Source organism: Pantoea sp. OVA07A (assembly GCF_019969975.1).
Lineage (GTDB): Bacteria > Pseudomonadota > Gammaproteobacteria > Enterobacterales > Enterobacteriaceae > Pantoea > Pantoea agglomerans.
The window spans coordinates 1,252,310-1,268,893 of record NZ_JAHXYM010000001.1 but is presented as its reverse complement, the minus strand read 5'-3'; the positions used below and the strand labels follow the sequence as shown (position 1 = coordinate 1,268,893).

The 16,584-nt window shown below is 57.5% G+C and carries 15 protein-coding genes; 9 read left to right on the top strand and 6 right to left on the bottom strand.

The window, feature by feature from the left end:
* Positions 1-5: 5 nt before the first annotated feature.
* The 4 genes from LC417_RS06050 (at position 6) to LC417_RS06035 (ending at position 3,135) form a co-directional block, all read left to right on the top strand.
* Positions 6-779, top strand: coding sequence for an SDR family oxidoreductase (locus LC417_RS06050; RefSeq protein ID WP_192072489.1), 774 nt, complete (start codon positions 6-8; stop codon positions 777-779).
* A gap of 79 nt (positions 780-858) precedes the next feature.
* On the top strand, positions 859-1,716 hold the full coding sequence (locus LC417_RS06045) for a co-chaperone YbbN (protein ID WP_022626096.1): 858 nt from the start codon (positions 859-861) through the stop codon (positions 1,714-1,716).
* A 58-nt stretch (positions 1,717-1,774) separates the two neighbouring features.
* A complete protein-coding gene (locus tag LC417_RS06040) occupies positions 1,775-2,689 on the top strand; it encodes an SPFH domain-containing protein (protein WP_010259065.1) in 915 nt (304 codons plus the stop codon).
* Positions 2,689-3,135, top strand: a complete 447-nt coding sequence (locus LC417_RS06035) for an NfeD family protein (protein ID WP_010671234.1) — start codon at positions 2,689-2,691, stop codon at positions 3,133-3,135. Before LC417_RS06040 ends, LC417_RS06035 begins: the two co-directional genes overlap by 1 nt.
* Here LC417_RS06035 and cueR read toward each other — a convergent pair.
* Positions 3,123-3,527, bottom strand: coding sequence for a Cu(I)-responsive transcriptional regulator (gene cueR / locus LC417_RS06030; RefSeq protein WP_010259067.1), 405 nt, complete (start codon positions 3,525-3,527; stop codon positions 3,123-3,125). The two genes, LC417_RS06035 and cueR, sit on opposite strands and share 13 nt — an antisense overlap.
* A 97-nt stretch (positions 3,528-3,624) precedes the next feature.
* Here cueR and copA point away from each other — a divergent pair, with 97 nt between their 5' ends.
* The 3 genes from copA to ybaK all read left to right on the top strand — a co-directional run bounded on the left by copA (position 3,625) and on the right by ybaK (position 7,667).
* Entirely contained in the window at positions 3,625-6,138 is a 2,514-nt protein-coding gene (copA, locus tag LC417_RS06025; protein ID WP_187501266.1) for a copper-exporting P-type ATPase CopA, read from the top strand.
* Between the two features lie 71 nt (positions 6,139-6,209).
* The gene (locus tag LC417_RS06020; RefSeq protein ID WP_223565607.1) at positions 6,210-7,013 is read left to right on the top strand and encodes a TraB/GumN family protein; all 804 of its coding nucleotides are present in this window, start codon (positions 6,210-6,212) and stop codon (positions 7,011-7,013) included.
* Between the two features lie 174 nt (positions 7,014-7,187).
* Positions 7,188-7,667 carry a Cys-tRNA(Pro)/Cys-tRNA(Cys) deacylase YbaK gene (gene ybaK / locus LC417_RS06015; RefSeq protein ID WP_022626098.1) on the top strand — a complete coding sequence of 160 codons (480 nt, stop codon included), beginning with the start codon at positions 7,188-7,190 and terminating at the stop codon, positions 7,665-7,667.
* Here ybaK and LC417_RS06010 read toward each other — a convergent pair.
* Positions 7,664-8,533, bottom strand: a complete 870-nt coding sequence (locus LC417_RS06010; RefSeq protein WP_010671230.1) for a LysR family transcriptional regulator — start codon at positions 8,531-8,533, stop codon at positions 7,664-7,666. The two genes, ybaK and LC417_RS06010, sit on opposite strands and share 4 nt — an antisense overlap.
* Before the next feature lie 89 nt (positions 8,534-8,622).
* Between LC417_RS06010 and LC417_RS06005 the strand changes: the two genes are divergently transcribed.
* Complete coding sequence (locus tag LC417_RS06005) at positions 8,623-9,054, top strand: multidrug/biocide efflux PACE transporter (RefSeq protein WP_010671229.1); 432 nt, start codon at positions 8,623-8,625, stop codon at positions 9,052-9,054.
* 34 nt (positions 9,055-9,088) lie between these two features.
* Here the strand turns inward: LC417_RS06005 and ushA are convergent, their stop codons facing one another.
* Positions 9,089-10,855, bottom strand: coding sequence for a bifunctional UDP-sugar hydrolase/5'-nucleotidase UshA (ushA, locus tag LC417_RS06000; protein ID WP_307380726.1), 1,767 nt, complete (start codon positions 10,853-10,855; stop codon positions 9,089-9,091).
* A 531-nt stretch (positions 10,856-11,386) separates the two neighbouring features.
* Here ushA and ybaL point away from each other — a divergent pair.
* A complete protein-coding gene (ybaL, locus tag LC417_RS05995) occupies positions 11,387-13,081 on the top strand; it encodes a YbaL family putative K(+) efflux transporter (RefSeq protein ID WP_010259074.1) in 1,695 nt (564 codons plus the stop codon).
* A 358-nt stretch (positions 13,082-13,439) separates the two neighbouring features.
* Here the strand turns inward: ybaL and LC417_RS05990 are convergent, their stop codons facing one another.
* The 3 genes from LC417_RS05990 to adk all read right to left on the bottom strand — a co-directional run bounded on the left by LC417_RS05990 (position 13,440) and on the right by adk (position 16,517).
* A complete protein-coding gene (locus LC417_RS05990) occupies positions 13,440-14,741 on the bottom strand; it encodes an inosine/guanosine kinase (RefSeq protein ID WP_223565606.1) in 1,302 nt (433 codons plus the stop codon).
* A 58-nt stretch (positions 14,742-14,799) separates the two neighbouring features.
* Complete coding sequence (gene hemH, locus LC417_RS05985; protein ID WP_045140704.1) at positions 14,800-15,759, bottom strand: ferrochelatase; 960 nt, start codon at positions 15,757-15,759, stop codon at positions 14,800-14,802.
* A 113-nt stretch (positions 15,760-15,872) separates the two neighbouring features.
* On the bottom strand, positions 15,873-16,517 hold the full coding sequence (gene adk, locus LC417_RS05980; protein WP_010671225.1) for an adenylate kinase: 645 nt from the start codon (positions 16,515-16,517) through the stop codon (positions 15,873-15,875).
* Positions 16,518-16,584 lie beyond the last annotated feature (67 nt).

The window sequence follows — 16,584 nt, the reverse complement described above, 5'->3', positions numbered from 1 at the left end:
AAGAAATGCAAAAAACCATTCTGATTACAGGTTGTTCGAGCGGTATTGGCCTGGTTGCCGCTCACGATTTACTGGCGCGGGGCTACCGGGTGATCGCCGCCTGCCGTAAAGCAGAGGATGTCGCCCGCATGGAAACACTGGGCTTTACCGGGCTACAACTGGATCTCGACGATCCGCAAAGTGTGGATCGGGCCGCCGATACTGTGCTCGCGCTCTGCGATAACCGTCTGACGGCGCTGTTTAACAACGCCGGATTTGGACTCTATGGCCCGCTGCACACCCTCTCCCGCCAGCAGCTGGAACAGCAGTTTTCCAGCAATTTTTTCGGCGTTCATCAGCTGACACTGCGTCTGTTACCGGCGTTGCAGGCCAGCGGCGATGGCCGCATTATTAATACCAGCTCGGTGCTGGGGCTGATCTCCACGCCAGGCCGGGGTGCCTATGCCGCCAGTAAATTTGCGCTGGAAGCCTGGAGCGATGCATTGCGGCTTGAAGTGCGCAGCCGCGGCATCCGGGTCAGCCTGATTGAACCGGGTCCGATTCAGACCCGTTTTACCGACAATGTGACGCAGGGCGAACAGCATAACCCGGTGCGCAACCCTGGCATCGCGGCACGTTTTACTCTGCCACCAGAAGCCATTCTGCCTAAACTTCGTCATGCACTCGAGAGTAAACATCCGCGTTTACGCTATCCGGTGACACTGGTCGCACACATAATGAGCCTGCTGAAACGGTTACTGCCCGGCTGGATGCTGGATCGCATTTTGCGCAGCCATTAAGCAGCCATGCGCAATAGCGCTTGAAGCCGGGCCAGTTGGCCCCATATTCTTAGAACACTTTTTGCAAAGAGACTTATCCATGTCACCACAAGCTTCGATCATCGACATCAACGAATCTAACCTGCAGCAGACCCTTGAGCAGTCGATGCAGCTGCCGGTGCTGTTCTACTTCTGGTCTGAGCGCAGCCAGCACTGTCAGGAGCTGACGCCCGTGCTGGAGCGCCTGGCGCAGGAGTACGCGGGTCAGTTTATTCTCGCAAAACTGGATTGCGACAAAGAGCAAAGGGTGGCGTCGCAGTTTGGTCTGCGTTCAATCCCGACCGTCTATCTGTTCCAGGATGGTCAGCCGGTTGATGGCTTCCAGGGACCGCAGCCGGAAGAAGCGATCCGCGCCCTGCTGGAAAAAGTCCTGCCGCGCGAAGAAGAGCTGAAAGCGCAGCAGGCGATGGCGCTGATGCAGGAAGGTAAACCGCTGGAGGCGCTGCCGTTGTTAAAAGATGCGTGGCAGCTGAGCAATCAGTCCAGCGAGATCGGTTTCCTGCTGGCTGACGTACTGATTACCCTGAACCGCAGCGATGAAGCGGAAGCGGTGCTGAAAGTGGTGCCATTGCAGGATCAGGATACCCGCTATCAGAGCCTGATGGCGCAGATCGATCTGCTGAAACAGGCAGCGGATACGCCGGAGATTCAGCAGCTGCAATCCCAGCTGGAGGCTGACCCGACTAACGCCGGGCTGGCTGCTAAACTCTCGTTACAGCTGCATCAGGTGGGCCGTAATGAAGAAGCACTGGAACTGCTGTTCAGCTTCCTGAAATCCGATCTTAATGCCGCTGATGGCCAGGCGCGTAAAATGCTGCAGGAGATTCTGGCGGCGCTGGGTACCGGCGATGCACTTGCCGCGCGTTATCGTCGTCAGCTCTATTCCCTGCTCTACTAAGCGGCAGCACCCCGGGCCGAAGCGACTCGGCCCGTTAATCTGACAACGCGGAGGTTGTATGATCACTGTAATTCCTGCCCTGATTATTCTGGCGCTGGTGGCGGTCTGGGCCACCGTCAAGATCGTGCCACAAGGTTTTCAATGGACGGTTGAGCGCTTTGGCCGTTATACCCGCACCCTGCAGCCAGGATTAAGCCTGGTGGTGCCGTTCATGGATCGTGTCGGTCGTAAGATCAACATGATGGAACAGGTACTGGATATTCCCTCGCAGGAGATCATCTCTAAAGACAATGCCAACGTCACCATCGATGCGGTCTGCTTTATTCAGGTCGTTGATCCCGCGCGTGCCGCGTATGAAGTCAGCAATCTTGAGCAGGCGATTCTTAACCTCACCATGACCAATATGCGTACCGTGCTTGGCAGCATGGAGCTGGACGAAATGCTGTCACAGCGCGACAGCATCAACACCCGCCTGCTGCATATCGTGGATGAAGCGACCAATCCGTGGGGCGTCAAGATCACCCGCATCGAGATCCGCGATGTGCGTCCGCCGCAGGAGCTGATTGGCGCGATGAATGCGCAGATGAAAGCGGAGCGAACTAAACGCGCCGATATTCTGACAGCCGAAGGGGTGCGACAGGCGGCGATCCTGCGCGCTGAAGGGGATAAGCAGTCGCAAATCCTCAAAGCAGAAGGTGAACGGACCTCGGCGTTCCTGCAGGCAGAAGCGCGCGAACGTCAGGCGGAAGCGGAAGCTAACGCCACTAAGATGGTCTCGGAAGCGATCGCATCAGGTGATATTCAGGCCATTAACTACTTTGTGGCACAGAAATATACCGATGCGCTGCAAAAAATCGGTGAAGCTAATAACAGCAAAGTGGTGATGATGCCGCTGGAGGCGAGCAGTCTGCTGGGTTCGATTGCGGGCATCGGTGAACTGCTGAAGGAATCACGCACTGAGTCGAAACGCTGATGCTGGTCGATATTATCGCGCATCCGCACTGGTTCTGGCTGACGCTGGGTGGGTTACTGCTGGCGGCTGAGATGCTGGGCACCAGCGGTTACCTGCTCTGGAGCGGGCTGGCGGCGGTCATCGTCGGCCTCATTGAGTGGTTTGTGCCGGTAAGCTGGACGGCGCAGGGCTCTCTGTTTGCCGTGCTGACGCTGATCTGCGTCTTTTTATGGTATCGCTGGATGCGCCACCGTGAAGCGCGTCAGAAACCCAATGCCCTGAACCAGCGCGGCAGTCAGATGATCGGGTTGCAGCTGACGCTGGATACCGCGCTGCATAACCGCACCGGCCATGTGCGGATCGGGGATAGCAGCTGGCGGGTCGAGGCGGAGCAGGATCTGCCTGCGGGCACAGCAGTGGTCGTAACCGGCATTGAGGGGATTACGCTGCGTATTCAGCCACGCTGACCGCAGCATCCAGCCAGATTGTTGATAATCGGACATTCGGCGCCGTCATCGCCGGGACAGGCCTCTGCCAGCGCCAGCAGGCGAGCGCGCATGACGTGCAGCTCTTCAATATGCGCCGCAATTTCATCCGCTTTCTGCAGAGTACGGGCTTTTACATCGGCACTGTGGCGCGACGGATTGTTAAACAGCGCCACCAGCTCACGACACTCATCCAGCGTGAAGCCAACCTGTCGTGCCTGACGTAACAGGTTCAGCTCCTCAAGATGGTGTCCGTTGTAGCTGCGGTAGCCATTTTCACTGCGCAACGGCGGCGTCACCACCCCCTTCTCTTCGTAAAAACGTATCGCCTTGCTGGTCAGTCCGGTCTTTTTTGCCACATCGCTGATGTTCATTTTCGTCCCCTTGACCTTCCCCTTGATGGAAGGTTTATGCTTAAGCATGAATCGAAAATGACCAATCGGTCAAATGGGATTACAGAAGGAGTTGATTATGTCACACACTATTTCTCTGGCACTGGACGGCTTGTCCTGCGGCCACTGTGTCAAACGTGTCAAAGAGGCACTGGAACAACGCGATGATGTTGACCAGGCCGACGTGACCCAACAGGAAGCGCAGGTTTCCGGTCACGCAGATGCGGCCGCGCTGATCGCCACCGTGGAGCAGGCGGGTTATCACGCGACGCTGAAAACCGCGGACGCTTCCCCAAAGTCTGAACCGTTGACAGCATCAGAGCCGCCGCCGGAGGCGCTGACAACGGAGACTGCTTCCCGTCCGGCAGGAACAACCCTCCCCACCCATATGCTGCTGATTGAGGGCATGACCTGCGCCAGCTGCGTGAGCCGGGTGGAAAAAGCACTGCAGCAGGTCGCAGGCGTCAGCCAGGCGCGCGTAAATCTCGGCGAACGCAGTGCGCTGGTGCTGGGCGACGCTGATCCGCAGCAGCTGGTAGCGGCCGTCGATGCCGCGGGTTATGGCGCGCAGGTAGTGGATGACGAGCAGGAGCGACGGGAGAAGCAGCAGCTCAGCGCCCGCAGCGCGATGCGGCGTTTCAGCTGGCAGGCTGCAGTCGCCTTAGCGTTTGGCCTGCCGCTGATGATCTGGGGCATGGTGGGCGACAACATGATGCTCACCGACCACAACCACGGCGTCTGGCTGACGCTGGGCATCGTGACTCTGCTGATCATGATCGTCACCGGCAGCCATTTTTACCGCAGTGCCTGGCGCAGTTTACGCAATGGCAGCGCCACCATGGATACGCTGGTGGCACTCGGCACAGGCGCCGCCTGGATTTACTCCTTTAGCGTGGTGCTGTGGCCCGACTTTTTCCCGCCACAGGCGCGCCATCTCTATTTCGAAGCCAGCGTCATGATCCTGGGCCTGATCAATCTGGGGCATGCCCTGGAACAGCGGGCGCGTCAGCGATCTTCTAAAGCGCTGGAAAGATTGCTGGATCTGACGCCAGCCCAGGCGCGGCAGGTTGATCAACAGGGCGACAGGCTGATTCCGGTCAGCGATGTGCAGCCCGGCATGACGCTGCGCCTGGTCACCGGCGATCGGGTGCCGGTCGATGGCGAAATCGCCACGGGTGAAGCCTGGTTTGATGAAGCGATGCTGACCGGTGAGGCGGTGCCGCAAAGCAAGACCCCGGGCGCAGCCATCTTTGCCGGCACCCTGGTGCAGGATGGCTCGGTAGAATTTATCGCCCGGGCGACGGGTAATCACACCACCCTGTCGCGCATTATCCGGCTGGTGCGTCAGGCGCAGAGCAGTAAACCGGATGTGGGCCGTCTGGCGGATCGCATCTCCGCCGTTTTTGTCCCGGTGGTGGTGTTGATCGCACTGCTCAGCGGCGCAGTGTGGTATCTGTTCGGACCGCAGCCACAAATTGCCTACATGCTGGTGATCGCGACAACCGTGCTGATTATCGCCTGTCCTTGTGCGCTGGGCCTGGCGACGCCGATGTCGATTATTGCCGGTGTTGGCCGCGCCGCCGAGCTGGGGGTGCTGGTGCGCGACGCCGATGCCTTGCAGCGCGCCAGCCAAATCGACACGCTGGTGTTTGATAAAACCGGCACACTCACTGCCGGCAGGCCGCAGGTCAGTGACGTGCAGGTCTGGGGGGATGCCACCCGTGAATCAGTGTTAGCGACCGCGGCTGCGCTGGAGTTCGCCTCGGGCCATCCGCTGGCAAAAGCGATTGTCGCCGAAGCGAAACTGACCCAGCCGCCTCTGTTAGCGCAATTTCGTACAATACGCGGCAAAGGGGTCAGCGGTAGTCTGGATGGCAGAACGCTGCTGCTGGGTAATGCCGCGCTAATGCAGGATAACGGCGTCGATTACCAGGCGGCGGAAGCAGAGATTGCGCGGCTGACGCAACAGGGTGCAACGCCGGTGTTACTGGCTGAGCAGGGCCAGCTAACCGGGCTTATCGCGCTGCGCGATCAGCTTCGGCCAGAAAGCAGCGCAGCCCTGAAGCGACTGCATCAGCAGGGTTATCGCCTGATTATGCTGACCGGCGATCATGAAAATACCGCGCGCGCCATTGCTGCCGAGGTCGGTATTGATGAAGTGATTGCGGGCGTGATGCCGGAAGGCAAAGCGGCTGCAATTGAACACTTACAGCAGCAGGGTCGTCGCGTCGCGATGGTAGGCGATGGCATCAATGACGCGCCCGCACTGGCGCAGGCCGATGTGGGCATTGCCATGGGTGGCGGCAGCGATGTGGCGGTGGAAACCGCGGGCATCACGTTGATGCGTGCCGACCTGAACAGCGTGGCGGACGCGTTAGCGCTCTCTTCCGCGACGCTGCGCAATATCCGGCAGAATCTGTTTGGGGCATTTATCTATAACAGCATCGGCATTCCGGTGGCAGCGGGTGTGCTCTATCCGCTGACCGGTACCCTGCTCAGCCCGATTGTGGCGGGTGCAGCGATGGCGCTCTCCTCCATTACCGTGGTCAGCAATGCTAACCGCCTGCTGCGTTACCGGCCACCGCGCGAGTAATCGCCGTTTCAGCGCTGTTTTTCGCGCGCTGAAGTCGCTAGCATGGGGTTTTGAATCGCAAAGGACCGGGAATGACAGGCAACATCTGGCGCTCACTGCGCGGCTTTATCAGCCAACTTTTTCCCGCCAGTTACCGCTGGCCTGCGATGGATGTCCGGCTTGGCGATCGTCAGCTGCATCTGGTCGGCAGCATCCATATGGGAACGCGCGACATGCAGCCGTTGCCCGCCCGTCTGCTGCGTCAGTTGCAGCAGGCGGATGCACTGATTGTGGAAGCGGATATTACGCAGGGTGGTTCACCCTTTGATCACCACGGCGATCGTCCTGCGCTTTCCACCCGGCTGGATAGTCACGCGATGCAAACGCTCACCGCACTCTGTCAGGAGATGAGCCTCAATCTGAGCCTGTTTGATAATCTGCCCGCCTGGCAGGTGGCGCTGATGTTACAGGCGCAGCAGGCACAAAGGCTGGGATTGCGACCTGACTACGGCATCGATTATCAGCTGTTGCAGGCCGCGAAAGGTCTGAACAAACCGGTGATTGAACTGGAAGGCGCAGAGGCGCAGATCGCCCTGCTGACTGCGCTGCCGGATGACGGCATGGCGTTGTTGCAGGATACGCTGCTGCACTGGCACACCAATGCGCGCCTGCTGCAGATGATGGTGAGCTGGTGGCTCGATACGCCGCCACGCCAGCCGGAAATCACCCTGCCCGCCACCTTCAGCCAGGCGCTGAATGATACGTTGATCGGTCAGCGAAATGCGCAGTGGTGTGACCGGCTTCAGGGATTATCAGCAGGAAACTATGTGGTAGCGGTCGGTGCTCTGCATCTCTACGGCGAAGATAACCTGTCTGAGATGCTGAAGAAGCCCTGAAAAAAAGAGAGCCGATAATATTATCGGCCCGTCAAAGAGGAATTTGTTTATGATTTTGGTTATCGCTCAGCAATCAGATTGCTGGCGCGCGGCTAATTTTCACTCAAAGAACAAAGTTTCGCCACCTTTTTCCACGATTCTGCGTAATAAGATTATTCTTAGTAAGGAACCTGTATGACGCCCGCCGTAAAATTGCTGGAAAAACAAAAAGTCAGCTTCACCCTGCATCCCTATGAGCATGACAGCAGCGAAACCCATTTTGGTGACGAAGCGGTACGTAAACTCAATCTGGATGCGCGCCAGGTCTATAAGACGCTGCTGGTGGCGCTGAATGGCGAGGCGAAACAGCTGGCAGTGGCGATTACGCCGGTATCGACGCAACTGGATCTGAAGAAAGTGGCAAAAGCGCTGGGCGCGAAGAAAGCGGATATGGCCGACCCACAGCTGGCCCAGCGGGTCACTGGCTATCTGGTGGGCGGCATCAGTCCGCTGGGCCAGAAAAAACGGCTGCCTACGGTGATTGACCACTCTGCCAGCGCGTTTGACGCCATGTTTATCTCAGGCGGCAAGCGTGGGCTGGATATCGAACTGGCTCCCCAGGATCTTTCACGACTGCTGGACGCTCCGTTTGCGGATATCGCCCGCCACGACTAAACCCGAGGCTGGGCGCAGAGCTGATCGATCATCCAGCGACCCGCCGGACCGGGTGGCGTACGGCGTGACCAGACCACCTCAATGGCAATATGCTGCGGCCAGCCCGGCATCGACAACTCTTTCAGAACGCCATGACCAAACTGTTTCACCAGCCAGCGCGGCAGAATCGTCCAGCCAAATCCCTGCTCCGCCATCTCCAGCAGTAACAGATAGGTCGGTGCCGACCAGATGCGCCCCATTGGCGCGGGTTCAGATGCCTCAACCCAGGTATTTAATCGCAGGTGACGAACCCCTTCCAGCTCGCTCTCGCTCAGGGTCTTAAGCTGGGCCAGCGGATGATCGCGATGTAAAAAGACCGCCATCTGCGCTTCCACCTGCAGTCGCGCCACGGCAATATCCACCGGCAGATTGGGCTGTGCCCGCACCACGCCCAGATGTACCCGTCCGGCCTGCAGCAGATCCAGCACATCACCATCCTCGGCAATCATGACCTCCAGTTCAATCTCCGGATAACGGGCATCAAATTGCCTGAGCAGATGCTCGTGATGATCGGTTTGCCAGAAGTCTGACATGGCAAAACTGAGCCGGGGTTCAACGCCCTGCGACAGCCGTATCGCCAGCGCATCCAGCCGCTCGCTGGCTGCCAGGATCTGCTGAACCTGAGGAATAACGCGGCGTCCCTGCTCGGTGAGGACCGGCTGACGACCTGCCCGTTCAAACAGCGCAAAGCCGAGATCGTCTTCAAGACTGGCTACTGCCGCGCTGATGGTGGACTGACTTTTACCCAGCGCGCGCGCAGCGGCAGAGAAAGAACCGCTCGCCACAGTCTGCATAAAAGCCTCAAGGGATTCCGGGGAGTAACGCATCTGAACCATCGCTTTTTTCGATAGGTGTTCATTTTATCTTAGCATTCTGACGTGTGAAAATGCGCCGCATTATTGAAGGAGAACTCACAATGCGTACCCGCTCACTTAAAGAACGTATTCTTCATGCTGTCTGCTTTGAAACACTGGCGATTCTCACCGTTTCGCCGCTGGCGGCATGGGCAATGAATAAACCGCTGTTTCAGATGGGATCGCTGGCGATTATGCTCTCTACGGTCGCGATGCTATGGAACATGATTTACAACAGCGGATTTGATCGCCTCTATGCGCCAGGCCAGAAACGTGGCCCGGGCGTGCGTGTATTACATGCGCTGGGGTTTGAAGGTGGATTTATCCTGATTGGTCTGCCCATTGCCGCCTGGATGCTGGATATCTCTCTGGGTCAGGCTTTCCTGGTCGAAGTGGCCTTTTTCCTCTTCTTCCTGCCCTACACCATGGCCTACAACTGGGTGTGGGACAAACTGCGCGAGCGCTGGATCAGACGTCACGCCTGCCGGGCGTAAGAAAAACGGGAGGCGCAAGCGCCTCCCGGTCAGTTCAATGCGTGGCGGCTGTTTCGTTCCCCCACGGCCAGATCCACGCCAGGATCATTTTTGGATAGTTACGCTTCCGCGCTTTTTCCGCAGCTTCATCCCGCGCCCGGATCTGCTCATCGGTCAGATGCACAATCTGCCCTTTCGGCTGATAGTCGCTGGCTTTGACCGGCGAGTGCGTCTTGATCCAGTCACGCAACACCTGCGCATCGACTGCCCCGCTGTTGAGATAACCCGCATGATTATCCAGACGCGGATAACCGTCGCCGCCAGCCGCATTGAAGCTGTTGGTTGCCATGCGATAATGCTGCGCATCCTGCAGCGGTTTACCGTTAATGCTGACGTCGCTGACATGTTTACCGTCTGCGGTCAGGCTGATACCGGCAAACTGGGCGTAGCCACCTGAGTCAGGCTGAATATTGGCGACCACATCCAGATATTTTTTGATCTCCGCCCCGGTCAGGCTGACCGAGACCACCTGATTGCCAAACGGCTGGACCTGCAGCAGGTCACGCCAGCTCAGCTTGCCCGATTTCAGCGAGGTGCGAATACCACCGCCGCTCATCACCGCAAAATCGGCTTTGGTGTGCGCCATCTGGGCGCGCAGAATCAGCTGGCCGAGATTCGTCTGCTCAAAGCGAACCTGCTCTTTTTCACCGCTGAAGCTGCCGTCGGCGCTGCCGACATTCACGGTTAACTTCGCCTCAGCCCGTTTCTGGAATGGCATCAGCAGTTTCATCATGGCGGTGTTTTTCGGGATCTCTTCCTGCCAGGTGAGCCAGGTTTCGCTGCCATCCGCGTTCTTTATCTGATGTTTAAGGTTGACCGGCACCAGCTGATAAGCCTCCAGCGTCACCTGCCCGTTACGGAAGGTGAAGTCACCACGTCCGACATATTTGCCCCATTTATCCGCCTGCATAATCCAGATCCCGTTCTGCTGATCGGGTTTGCAGGGCTGGCCCGGCTGATAATTTTTAACGCTGACGTTCTCTTTTTCCATGCAGACCGCATCATGCGAATGACCACCAACAATCAGATCGATGGTGCCGGCAGGCAGGCTGCGCGCCAGGGTAACGTCATCAATGCCATTGCTGCCATGCTTACCGTCGTCATAGTGACCAAGGTGGGTCAGCGCGACAATCACGTCCGGCTTCTCTGTGGCGCGCAGTTCGGCCACCGCCTTCTCCGCCTCCGCAATCGGATCGCGGAACTCGGTATCCGTCAGGCCCGCCGGATTGGCCAGTTTCGCCGTATCCGGGGTAATCAGCCCGACCACCGCAATTTTCAGCCCGAGACGGTTGAATACCGCCCAGGGCTTAAACAGGCGCTGACCGGTACTTTTCTGATAAACGTTAGCGGCGAGCAGCGGGAATCGCGCCCACTTCTCCTGCTTGCGCAGGACCGCGATGGGCTTGTCGAACTCATGGTTGCCCAGCGCCATGGCATCATAGCCAATCAGGTTCATCGCGCGAAAATCGGGTTCAGCATCCAGCTCATCGGACTCCGGTACGCCCGTGTTCACATCACCGGCAGAGAGAATCAATGCGCCGCCGCCTCTGGACTGCACATCGTAGCGCATCGTATCCATCAAGGTTTTCTGCGCCGCCAGACCATATTCACCCTGCTCAGTAAACCAGAAATGACCATGCTCATCGTTGGTGTGCAGCAGGCTGAAACGATAGGTGCGATCGGCCTGGGCGGCCTGTGAAAACAGCGGCATCAGGGCCACCAGTAGTGCCACGCCCGCCCCTGTCCATTTAGATAACAACACTGTGATTCTCCTTAATTTGCCGTCTGGCCCGATTTTACTGCCGGTTTGCCCCACTGTGTCGCACATTCCCCCGGCGAACTCAAGGCCAACGCACATTCGCCTGTCTCTGTATGCCACTCTTTTTATCTCCGGACCGCTTTTGCTGAGCATGACAACAGCCGCAAGGCCGCGCCCGCGTCAGGCTGGTTTGTTCCGGATAAGCCAGAACGGGTAGCCAGGCCTGATGTTAACCAGTTGTTTACCCCTGCAAAAGTGCCGCTGACGGGCTTTACCCTGTCTGTGCGCGCATTTAACCCTTATTTGTGTCATACCCACGGCATTTAGGGATGCTAATTTTTATTTACCCGGACCGCTTTAAACCGTCAAATCAGCCAATATTATGGATAATGAACAAAAACACCCTTTCGATTGTGCATTTGACTTTTTTTCCTGCTTTTTTAGGGTATTCCCGCAAATTGCTCAGCGAAAGAATAGATTTTGTTTTAAACTCATTTGTTACAAGCGGATACATTTGTATACAAGGAGACAGGCATGCATCACACCACACCGTTGATCACTACCATTGTCGGAGCACTGGTTCTGGCATTTCTCCTTGGGATGCTGGCGAACCGCCTGCGTATTTCGCCCCTGGTTGGCTACCTGATGGCTGGCGTGCTGGCTGGCCCTTTTACCCCCGGCTTTGTTGCCGATACCAATCTGGCCCCTGAACTGGCAGAACTCGGCGTGATTCTGCTGATGTTTGGTGTCGGCCTGCACTTCTCAATGAAAGATCTCATGTCGGTAAAGTCGATAGCCATTCCCGGTGCCATCGCACAGATCGCGGTCGCGACGTTACTGGGAATGGGCTTGTCGTGGACGCTGGGATGGTCGTGGATGACCGGCCTGGTGTTTGGTCTCTGCCTCTCTACCGCCAGTACCGTGGTGTTACTGCGCGCGCTTGAAGAGCGACAACTGATCGATAGCCAGCGCGGGCAGATTGCGATTGGCTGGCTGATTGTTGAAGATCTGGTAATGGTGCTGACACTGGTGCTGCTGCCTGCGATTGCCGGCATGATGGAACAGGGCAACGCCAGTGCCGGACTGCTGGCCTGGGACCTGCTGTGGACCATCGGCAAAGTCGCCGCCTTTATGGTGCTGATGATGGTGGTGGGACGGCGTGCCGTCCCCTGGATCCTCGCCCGCAGCGCCGCCACCGGCTCGCGTGAACTGTTTACTCTGGCGGTATTAGCGCTGGCGCTGGGCATCGCCTTTGGTGCCGTTGAATTCTTTGATGTTTCGTTTGCGCTGGGCGCTTTCTTTGCCGGTATGGTGCTGAACGAGTCGGAACTGAGCCACCGCGCCGCGCGCGATACGCTGCCGCTGCGTGATGCCTTTGCCGTGCTGTTCTTTGTCTCGGTCGGCATGCTGTTTGACCCGTCGATTCTGGTGACGCAGCCGCTGGCAGTGCTGGGCGCGCTGGTGATTATTGTGGTGGGTAAATCGGTCGCCGCCTGGCTGCTGGTATCGCTGCTCGGCCATTCACGTCGTACAGCGTTGACCATTTCGGTTAGTCTGGCGCAGATTGGTGAATTCGCCTTTATTCTGGCCGGTCTGGGTATCTCGCTGGGCCTGCTGACTGACGAGGGCCGCAACCTGGTGCTGGCCGCCGCCATCCTGTCGATTATGCTTAATCCGATCCTGTTTACCCTGCTGGAGCGTTTCCTGGCGAAAACGGAGACGATGGAAGAGCAGACGCTGGAAGAGGCGATTGAAGAAGAGAAGCAGATCCCGGTGGATTTCTGCAATCACGCGGTGATTGTGGGTTACGGCCGGGTGGGCAGTCTGATTGGTCAGAAGCTGCTTGAGGCCAATGTTCCGCTGGTGGTGGTTGAAAACTCCCGCGCTCGTGTCGAGGCGCTGCGCGAGCGCGGCATCAAGGCGGTGCTGGGTAATGCTGCCCGCGCTGACACCATGGAACTGGCCCGACTCGACTGCGCCCGCTGGCTGTTACTGACTATTCCGAATGGCTATGAAGCGGGTGAAGTAGTCACCGCCGCGCGTGAAAAACATCAGAATATCGAGATTATCGCCCGCGCCCACTATGACGATGAAGTCGAGTACATCATGGAACGGGGTGCCACCCGTGTGGTGATGGGTGAACGTGAGATTGCCAGCAGTATGCTGCAAATACTGCAGGATGAGATGACCCAGGGCGAAGATTTACAGCCCTGCGATGTCGTGCGCTGATTCGTGTTAAGCAAAACCTGGCAGCCTACTGATCTATCAAAATCAGGGTGAATTTTACCGCAATGAATAAACTCAACACGCAGGGAACACGGGCAGAAGAGGAAAGCGTCCCGCTGACCGGATAAAAACGCCGGGAGCGTTTTTGAACAACGCGAAGCGTTGGCCCGGCTACGGGCGCACCTCAGGGATGAGGTGCGTAGTCGTGCGGGACGAGCGGCCCGGGATGGCTTAAGCGACTTTCCGATCTAACCGTGTTCCCTGAGCAGGCTCGATCTCATCGCTAACCGAGCCAGACATTGCCAGTCTTCTAAGGCCCTTCTCTTCAGAAGGGCTTTTTTATGCGCGGCAGCTGCCAGCTTTACCGATCCCAGTAGGACTCTTCCAGACTGTCTTCCCGCTCCGGCAGACCGCGGGTCAGACGCGGCGAATGCTGATTCAGCACCTGGTAGCTGACGCGGTTGGCATATTTACATACCTGCGCCAGCGACGAGTAGGTCAGGTAAGGACGCGCATGTTTGCTGGAGTTTGGCACATTCAGGCTGTGATAGTTGTTGGCGGTGATGTCATGCAGTAACGCCGCCAGCGCACCATCTCCGGCGCCGTTGGTGTTCATGATCTTTTCCGGTCCGCCCATATAAGGCGCGATGTGCGAGAAAATGCGCAGCGGCTGCTGGCAATCCTGCTGGCGCATCACCCGGCTGAACTCATACTGGTTGAATTCAGCAATCGCGCCAGGCAGCAGCGGATGGTTGGTTTTGCGTTTGAACTCTTCTTCGGTGTAACCCGCCATATAGAGCCCAATCGGGCCAGCAGTACACAGCACCAGATCGACCCAGTTCAGCGCCATATTGGCAGCGAGCAGTGGATCGCTTTCGCCGGTCAGCGCCAGCGCTTCCTCTTCATTCATCGCCACGATGCTGACATGCTCGCGCAGGAAATCGCGCCAGAACTGAGGATTGTCGCCAATCACATGTTTGGTGCCCAGCGTCAGCACCACCGGCACGTTGTGGCGTTTGGCATACTCAATCGCCCGTAACGTTGCCTGAGGCATCGGTTCACCTTCGGCACAGCGCACCAGATAGGAGGTCAGTACCAGCGCAGAGGCTCCGGCGATCACCTCTTCCGGTACGTTATCCGGATGCAGCTGGTTCATCTGGCCGGGGCTGATAGCAAAGGTTCGCTCGCCATGTTCGCCAATCAGCGTAAAGCAGCGACCAATGGCGCCATCCACGCCCTGCAGATAGTTAAGATCGACCCGGCTTGAGGTGTTACAGAGATAGCGATAGGCGTAGCCGCCAATCTGGATGTTATTGCACATGACGCCCAGCAGCACGGAGCGGTCATCGGCCAGCACCGAGAAATTATGCAGCGTGTTACCGATGGTGCCACCAGCAAACTGATGGGTGATCAGCGCTTCCTGCATCAGTTCGTTGTACAACGCTTCCGCGACGGCATTATCGATAACCAGCGAGTGCCCGGCACTCAGGCCATAACGTGCGAGAAAAGCGTCATCGACTTTGGCTTCGATATCCACCAGCGTCTGGTCGATACCCACCACCCAGCTGCCTGCATCAACGTCGTGCTGGGCGGGCTGTAACAGGGGGTCGCGTGCGCTGACGGGAAAGTAGTGTTTGGATTTGCGTTTGCCGGGAAATTTCATCGGGAGGTGCCGTCTGGAAAAACAGGCGGAGAATGATATCACACTCTCCGCCTGCGCTTTAACGGCGTGCGTCGACCAGTTGCACCATCATGTCGATATGCGCCTCATCGGCATTCAGCGCAGGGATATACTCAAACTTCTCACCCCCGGCATGCATAAAGATTTCGCAGTTTTCACCACTAATCTCTTCCAGCGTCTCCAGGCAGTCTGACGAGAAGCCCGGGCTCATCACCTGAACATGTTTGATCCCTTTAGCGGGCAGGCTTTCCATGGTTTTATCGGTGTAGGGCATCAGCCACGGCTCACGACCAAAACGCGACTGGAAGGTCATCATATACTGATCGTCACGCAGGCCCAGCGCTTTGACCAGGGCCGCCGTGGTATCCGCACAGCGCTGCGGGTAGTCATCGCCTTCGTTAGCAAAACGTTGCGGAATGCCGTGGAACGACAACACCAGCAGATCGGGCTGACCGTGCCGCTCAAAGGATCGCTCCACCGTCGCTTTCAGCGCGGCGATATAGGCCGGATGTTCGGCGTAGTCGCGGATAAACTGCACATCAGGCAGCGAGCGGTAATCTTTGAATACCGCGGTCAGGCCATCCCACACTGCTGCCACGGTGGAGCAGGAGAATTGCGGATAGAGCGGCAGCACAATCAGGCGGGTCACGCCCTGCGCCATTAGCTTATCAACCGCGCTTTTCAGGCTGGGATTACCGTAGCTCATGCCCACCTCGACGGGCATATCGACCCGTGCCGCCAGCGCATCGCGCTGACGCATGCTGTAAACCAGCAGCGGTGAACCGCCTTCCATCCAGACCGATGCGTAGAGCTTAGAGACGCGCGGCGAGCGAAACGGCAGAATAACGGCATTGAGAACCGGCCACCAGAGCCAGCGCGGCGCATCGACCACGCGCGGATCGCTTAAAAACTGTTTCAGATAGCGTTTAACTGCAGGTGTGGTGGGCGCGTCTGGCGTACCTAAATTAACCAATAACACGCCGGGCTTATCTTGCCTCATTTGAGTTCCTTGATAACAGCGGGGATGCGTGAAAACGGGAAAATTGTAGCGGAATTAGTGGGAGGTAAAAGCGATTACTGCAAAAGGGGCCAGTAATACCGGCCCCTGTGAACTTAGCCCAGGATCTTAGCCAGCTCGGCACTGACTTCGGTCACCTTACGGGTGCCGTCGATTTTATGATAGGCAGTGTTGCCCGCTTCCGCTTCTTTGCTGTAGTAAGCAATCAGCGGCGCGGTCATCTGATGATATTCCACCAGGCGCTTACGCACGGTCTCTTCCTGATCGTCTTTACGCATGGTCAGCTCTTCGCCGGTCACATCATCTTTGCCTTCCACTTTCGGTGGATTAAAAGTGACGTGATAAACGCGGCCTGATGGCGTGTGAACGCGACGGCCCACGATACGCTCAACGATCAGTTCATCCGGTACGGCAAACTCCAGCACGTGATCAACGGTGATCCCGGCCTCTTTCATTGCATCTGCCTGAGGAATGGTGCGCGGGAAACCGTCCAGCAGGAAACCGTTTTTGCAGTCTTCCTGGGTGATACGCTCTTTGACCAGCGCAATCACCAGCTCATCGGTCACCAGTTTGCCAGCATCCATGATGGCTTTCGCCTGGTTGCCCAGCTCGCTGCCTGCTTTTACTGCTGCACGCAACATGTCGCCGGTGGAGATTTGCGGAATGCCATACTTCTCCATGATGAATTGGGCCTGAGTCCCCTTACCTGCGCCCGGAGCTCCGAGCAGAATAATACGCATTGCGTAAATCCCCTTGCGAATCGCATTGATCTATCTTAGAAGCGAAAGAACATACCATTATGACCCG

Coding starts and splice junctions, on each gene's coding strand:
- copA (WP_187501266.1), top strand. CDS start 3,625: ATGTCACACACTATTTCTCTGGCACTGGACGGCTTGTCCTGCGGCCAC.
- LC417_RS06045 (WP_022626096.1), top strand. CDS start 859: ATGTCACCACAAGCTTCGATCATCGACATCAACGAATCTAACCTGCAG.
- LC417_RS06035 (WP_010671234.1), top strand. CDS start 2,689: ATGCTGGTCGATATTATCGCGCATCCGCACTGGTTCTGGCTGACGCTG.
- LC417_RS06020 (WP_223565607.1), top strand. CDS start 6,210: ATGACAGGCAACATCTGGCGCTCACTGCGCGGCTTTATCAGCCAACTT.
- ybaK (WP_022626098.1), top strand. CDS start 7,188: ATGACGCCCGCCGTAAAATTGCTGGAAAAACAAAAAGTCAGCTTCACC.
- adk (WP_010671225.1), bottom strand. CDS start 16,517: ATGCGTATTATTCTGCTCGGAGCTCCGGGCGCAGGTAAGGGGACTCAG.
- hemH (WP_045140704.1), bottom strand. CDS start 15,759: ATGAGGCAAGATAAGCCCGGCGTGTTATTGGTTAATTTAGGTACGCCA.
- cueR (WP_010259067.1), bottom strand. CDS start 3,527: ATGAACATCAGCGATGTGGCAAAAAAGACCGGACTGACCAGCAAGGCG.
- LC417_RS05990 (WP_223565606.1), bottom strand. CDS start 14,741: ATGAAATTTCCCGGCAAACGCAAATCCAAACACTACTTTCCCGTCAGC.
- LC417_RS06010 (WP_010671230.1), bottom strand. CDS start 8,533: ATGCGTTACTCCCCGGAATCCCTTGAGGCTTTTATGCAGACTGTGGCG.
- LC417_RS06005 (WP_010671229.1), top strand. CDS start 8,623: ATGCGTACCCGCTCACTTAAAGAACGTATTCTTCATGCTGTCTGCTTT.
- ybaL (WP_010259074.1), top strand. CDS start 11,387: ATGCATCACACCACACCGTTGATCACTACCATTGTCGGAGCACTGGTT.
- LC417_RS06050 (WP_192072489.1), top strand. CDS start 6: ATGCAAAAAACCATTCTGATTACAGGTTGTTCGAGCGGTATTGGCCTG.
- LC417_RS06040 (WP_010259065.1), top strand. CDS start 1,775: ATGATCACTGTAATTCCTGCCCTGATTATTCTGGCGCTGGTGGCGGTC.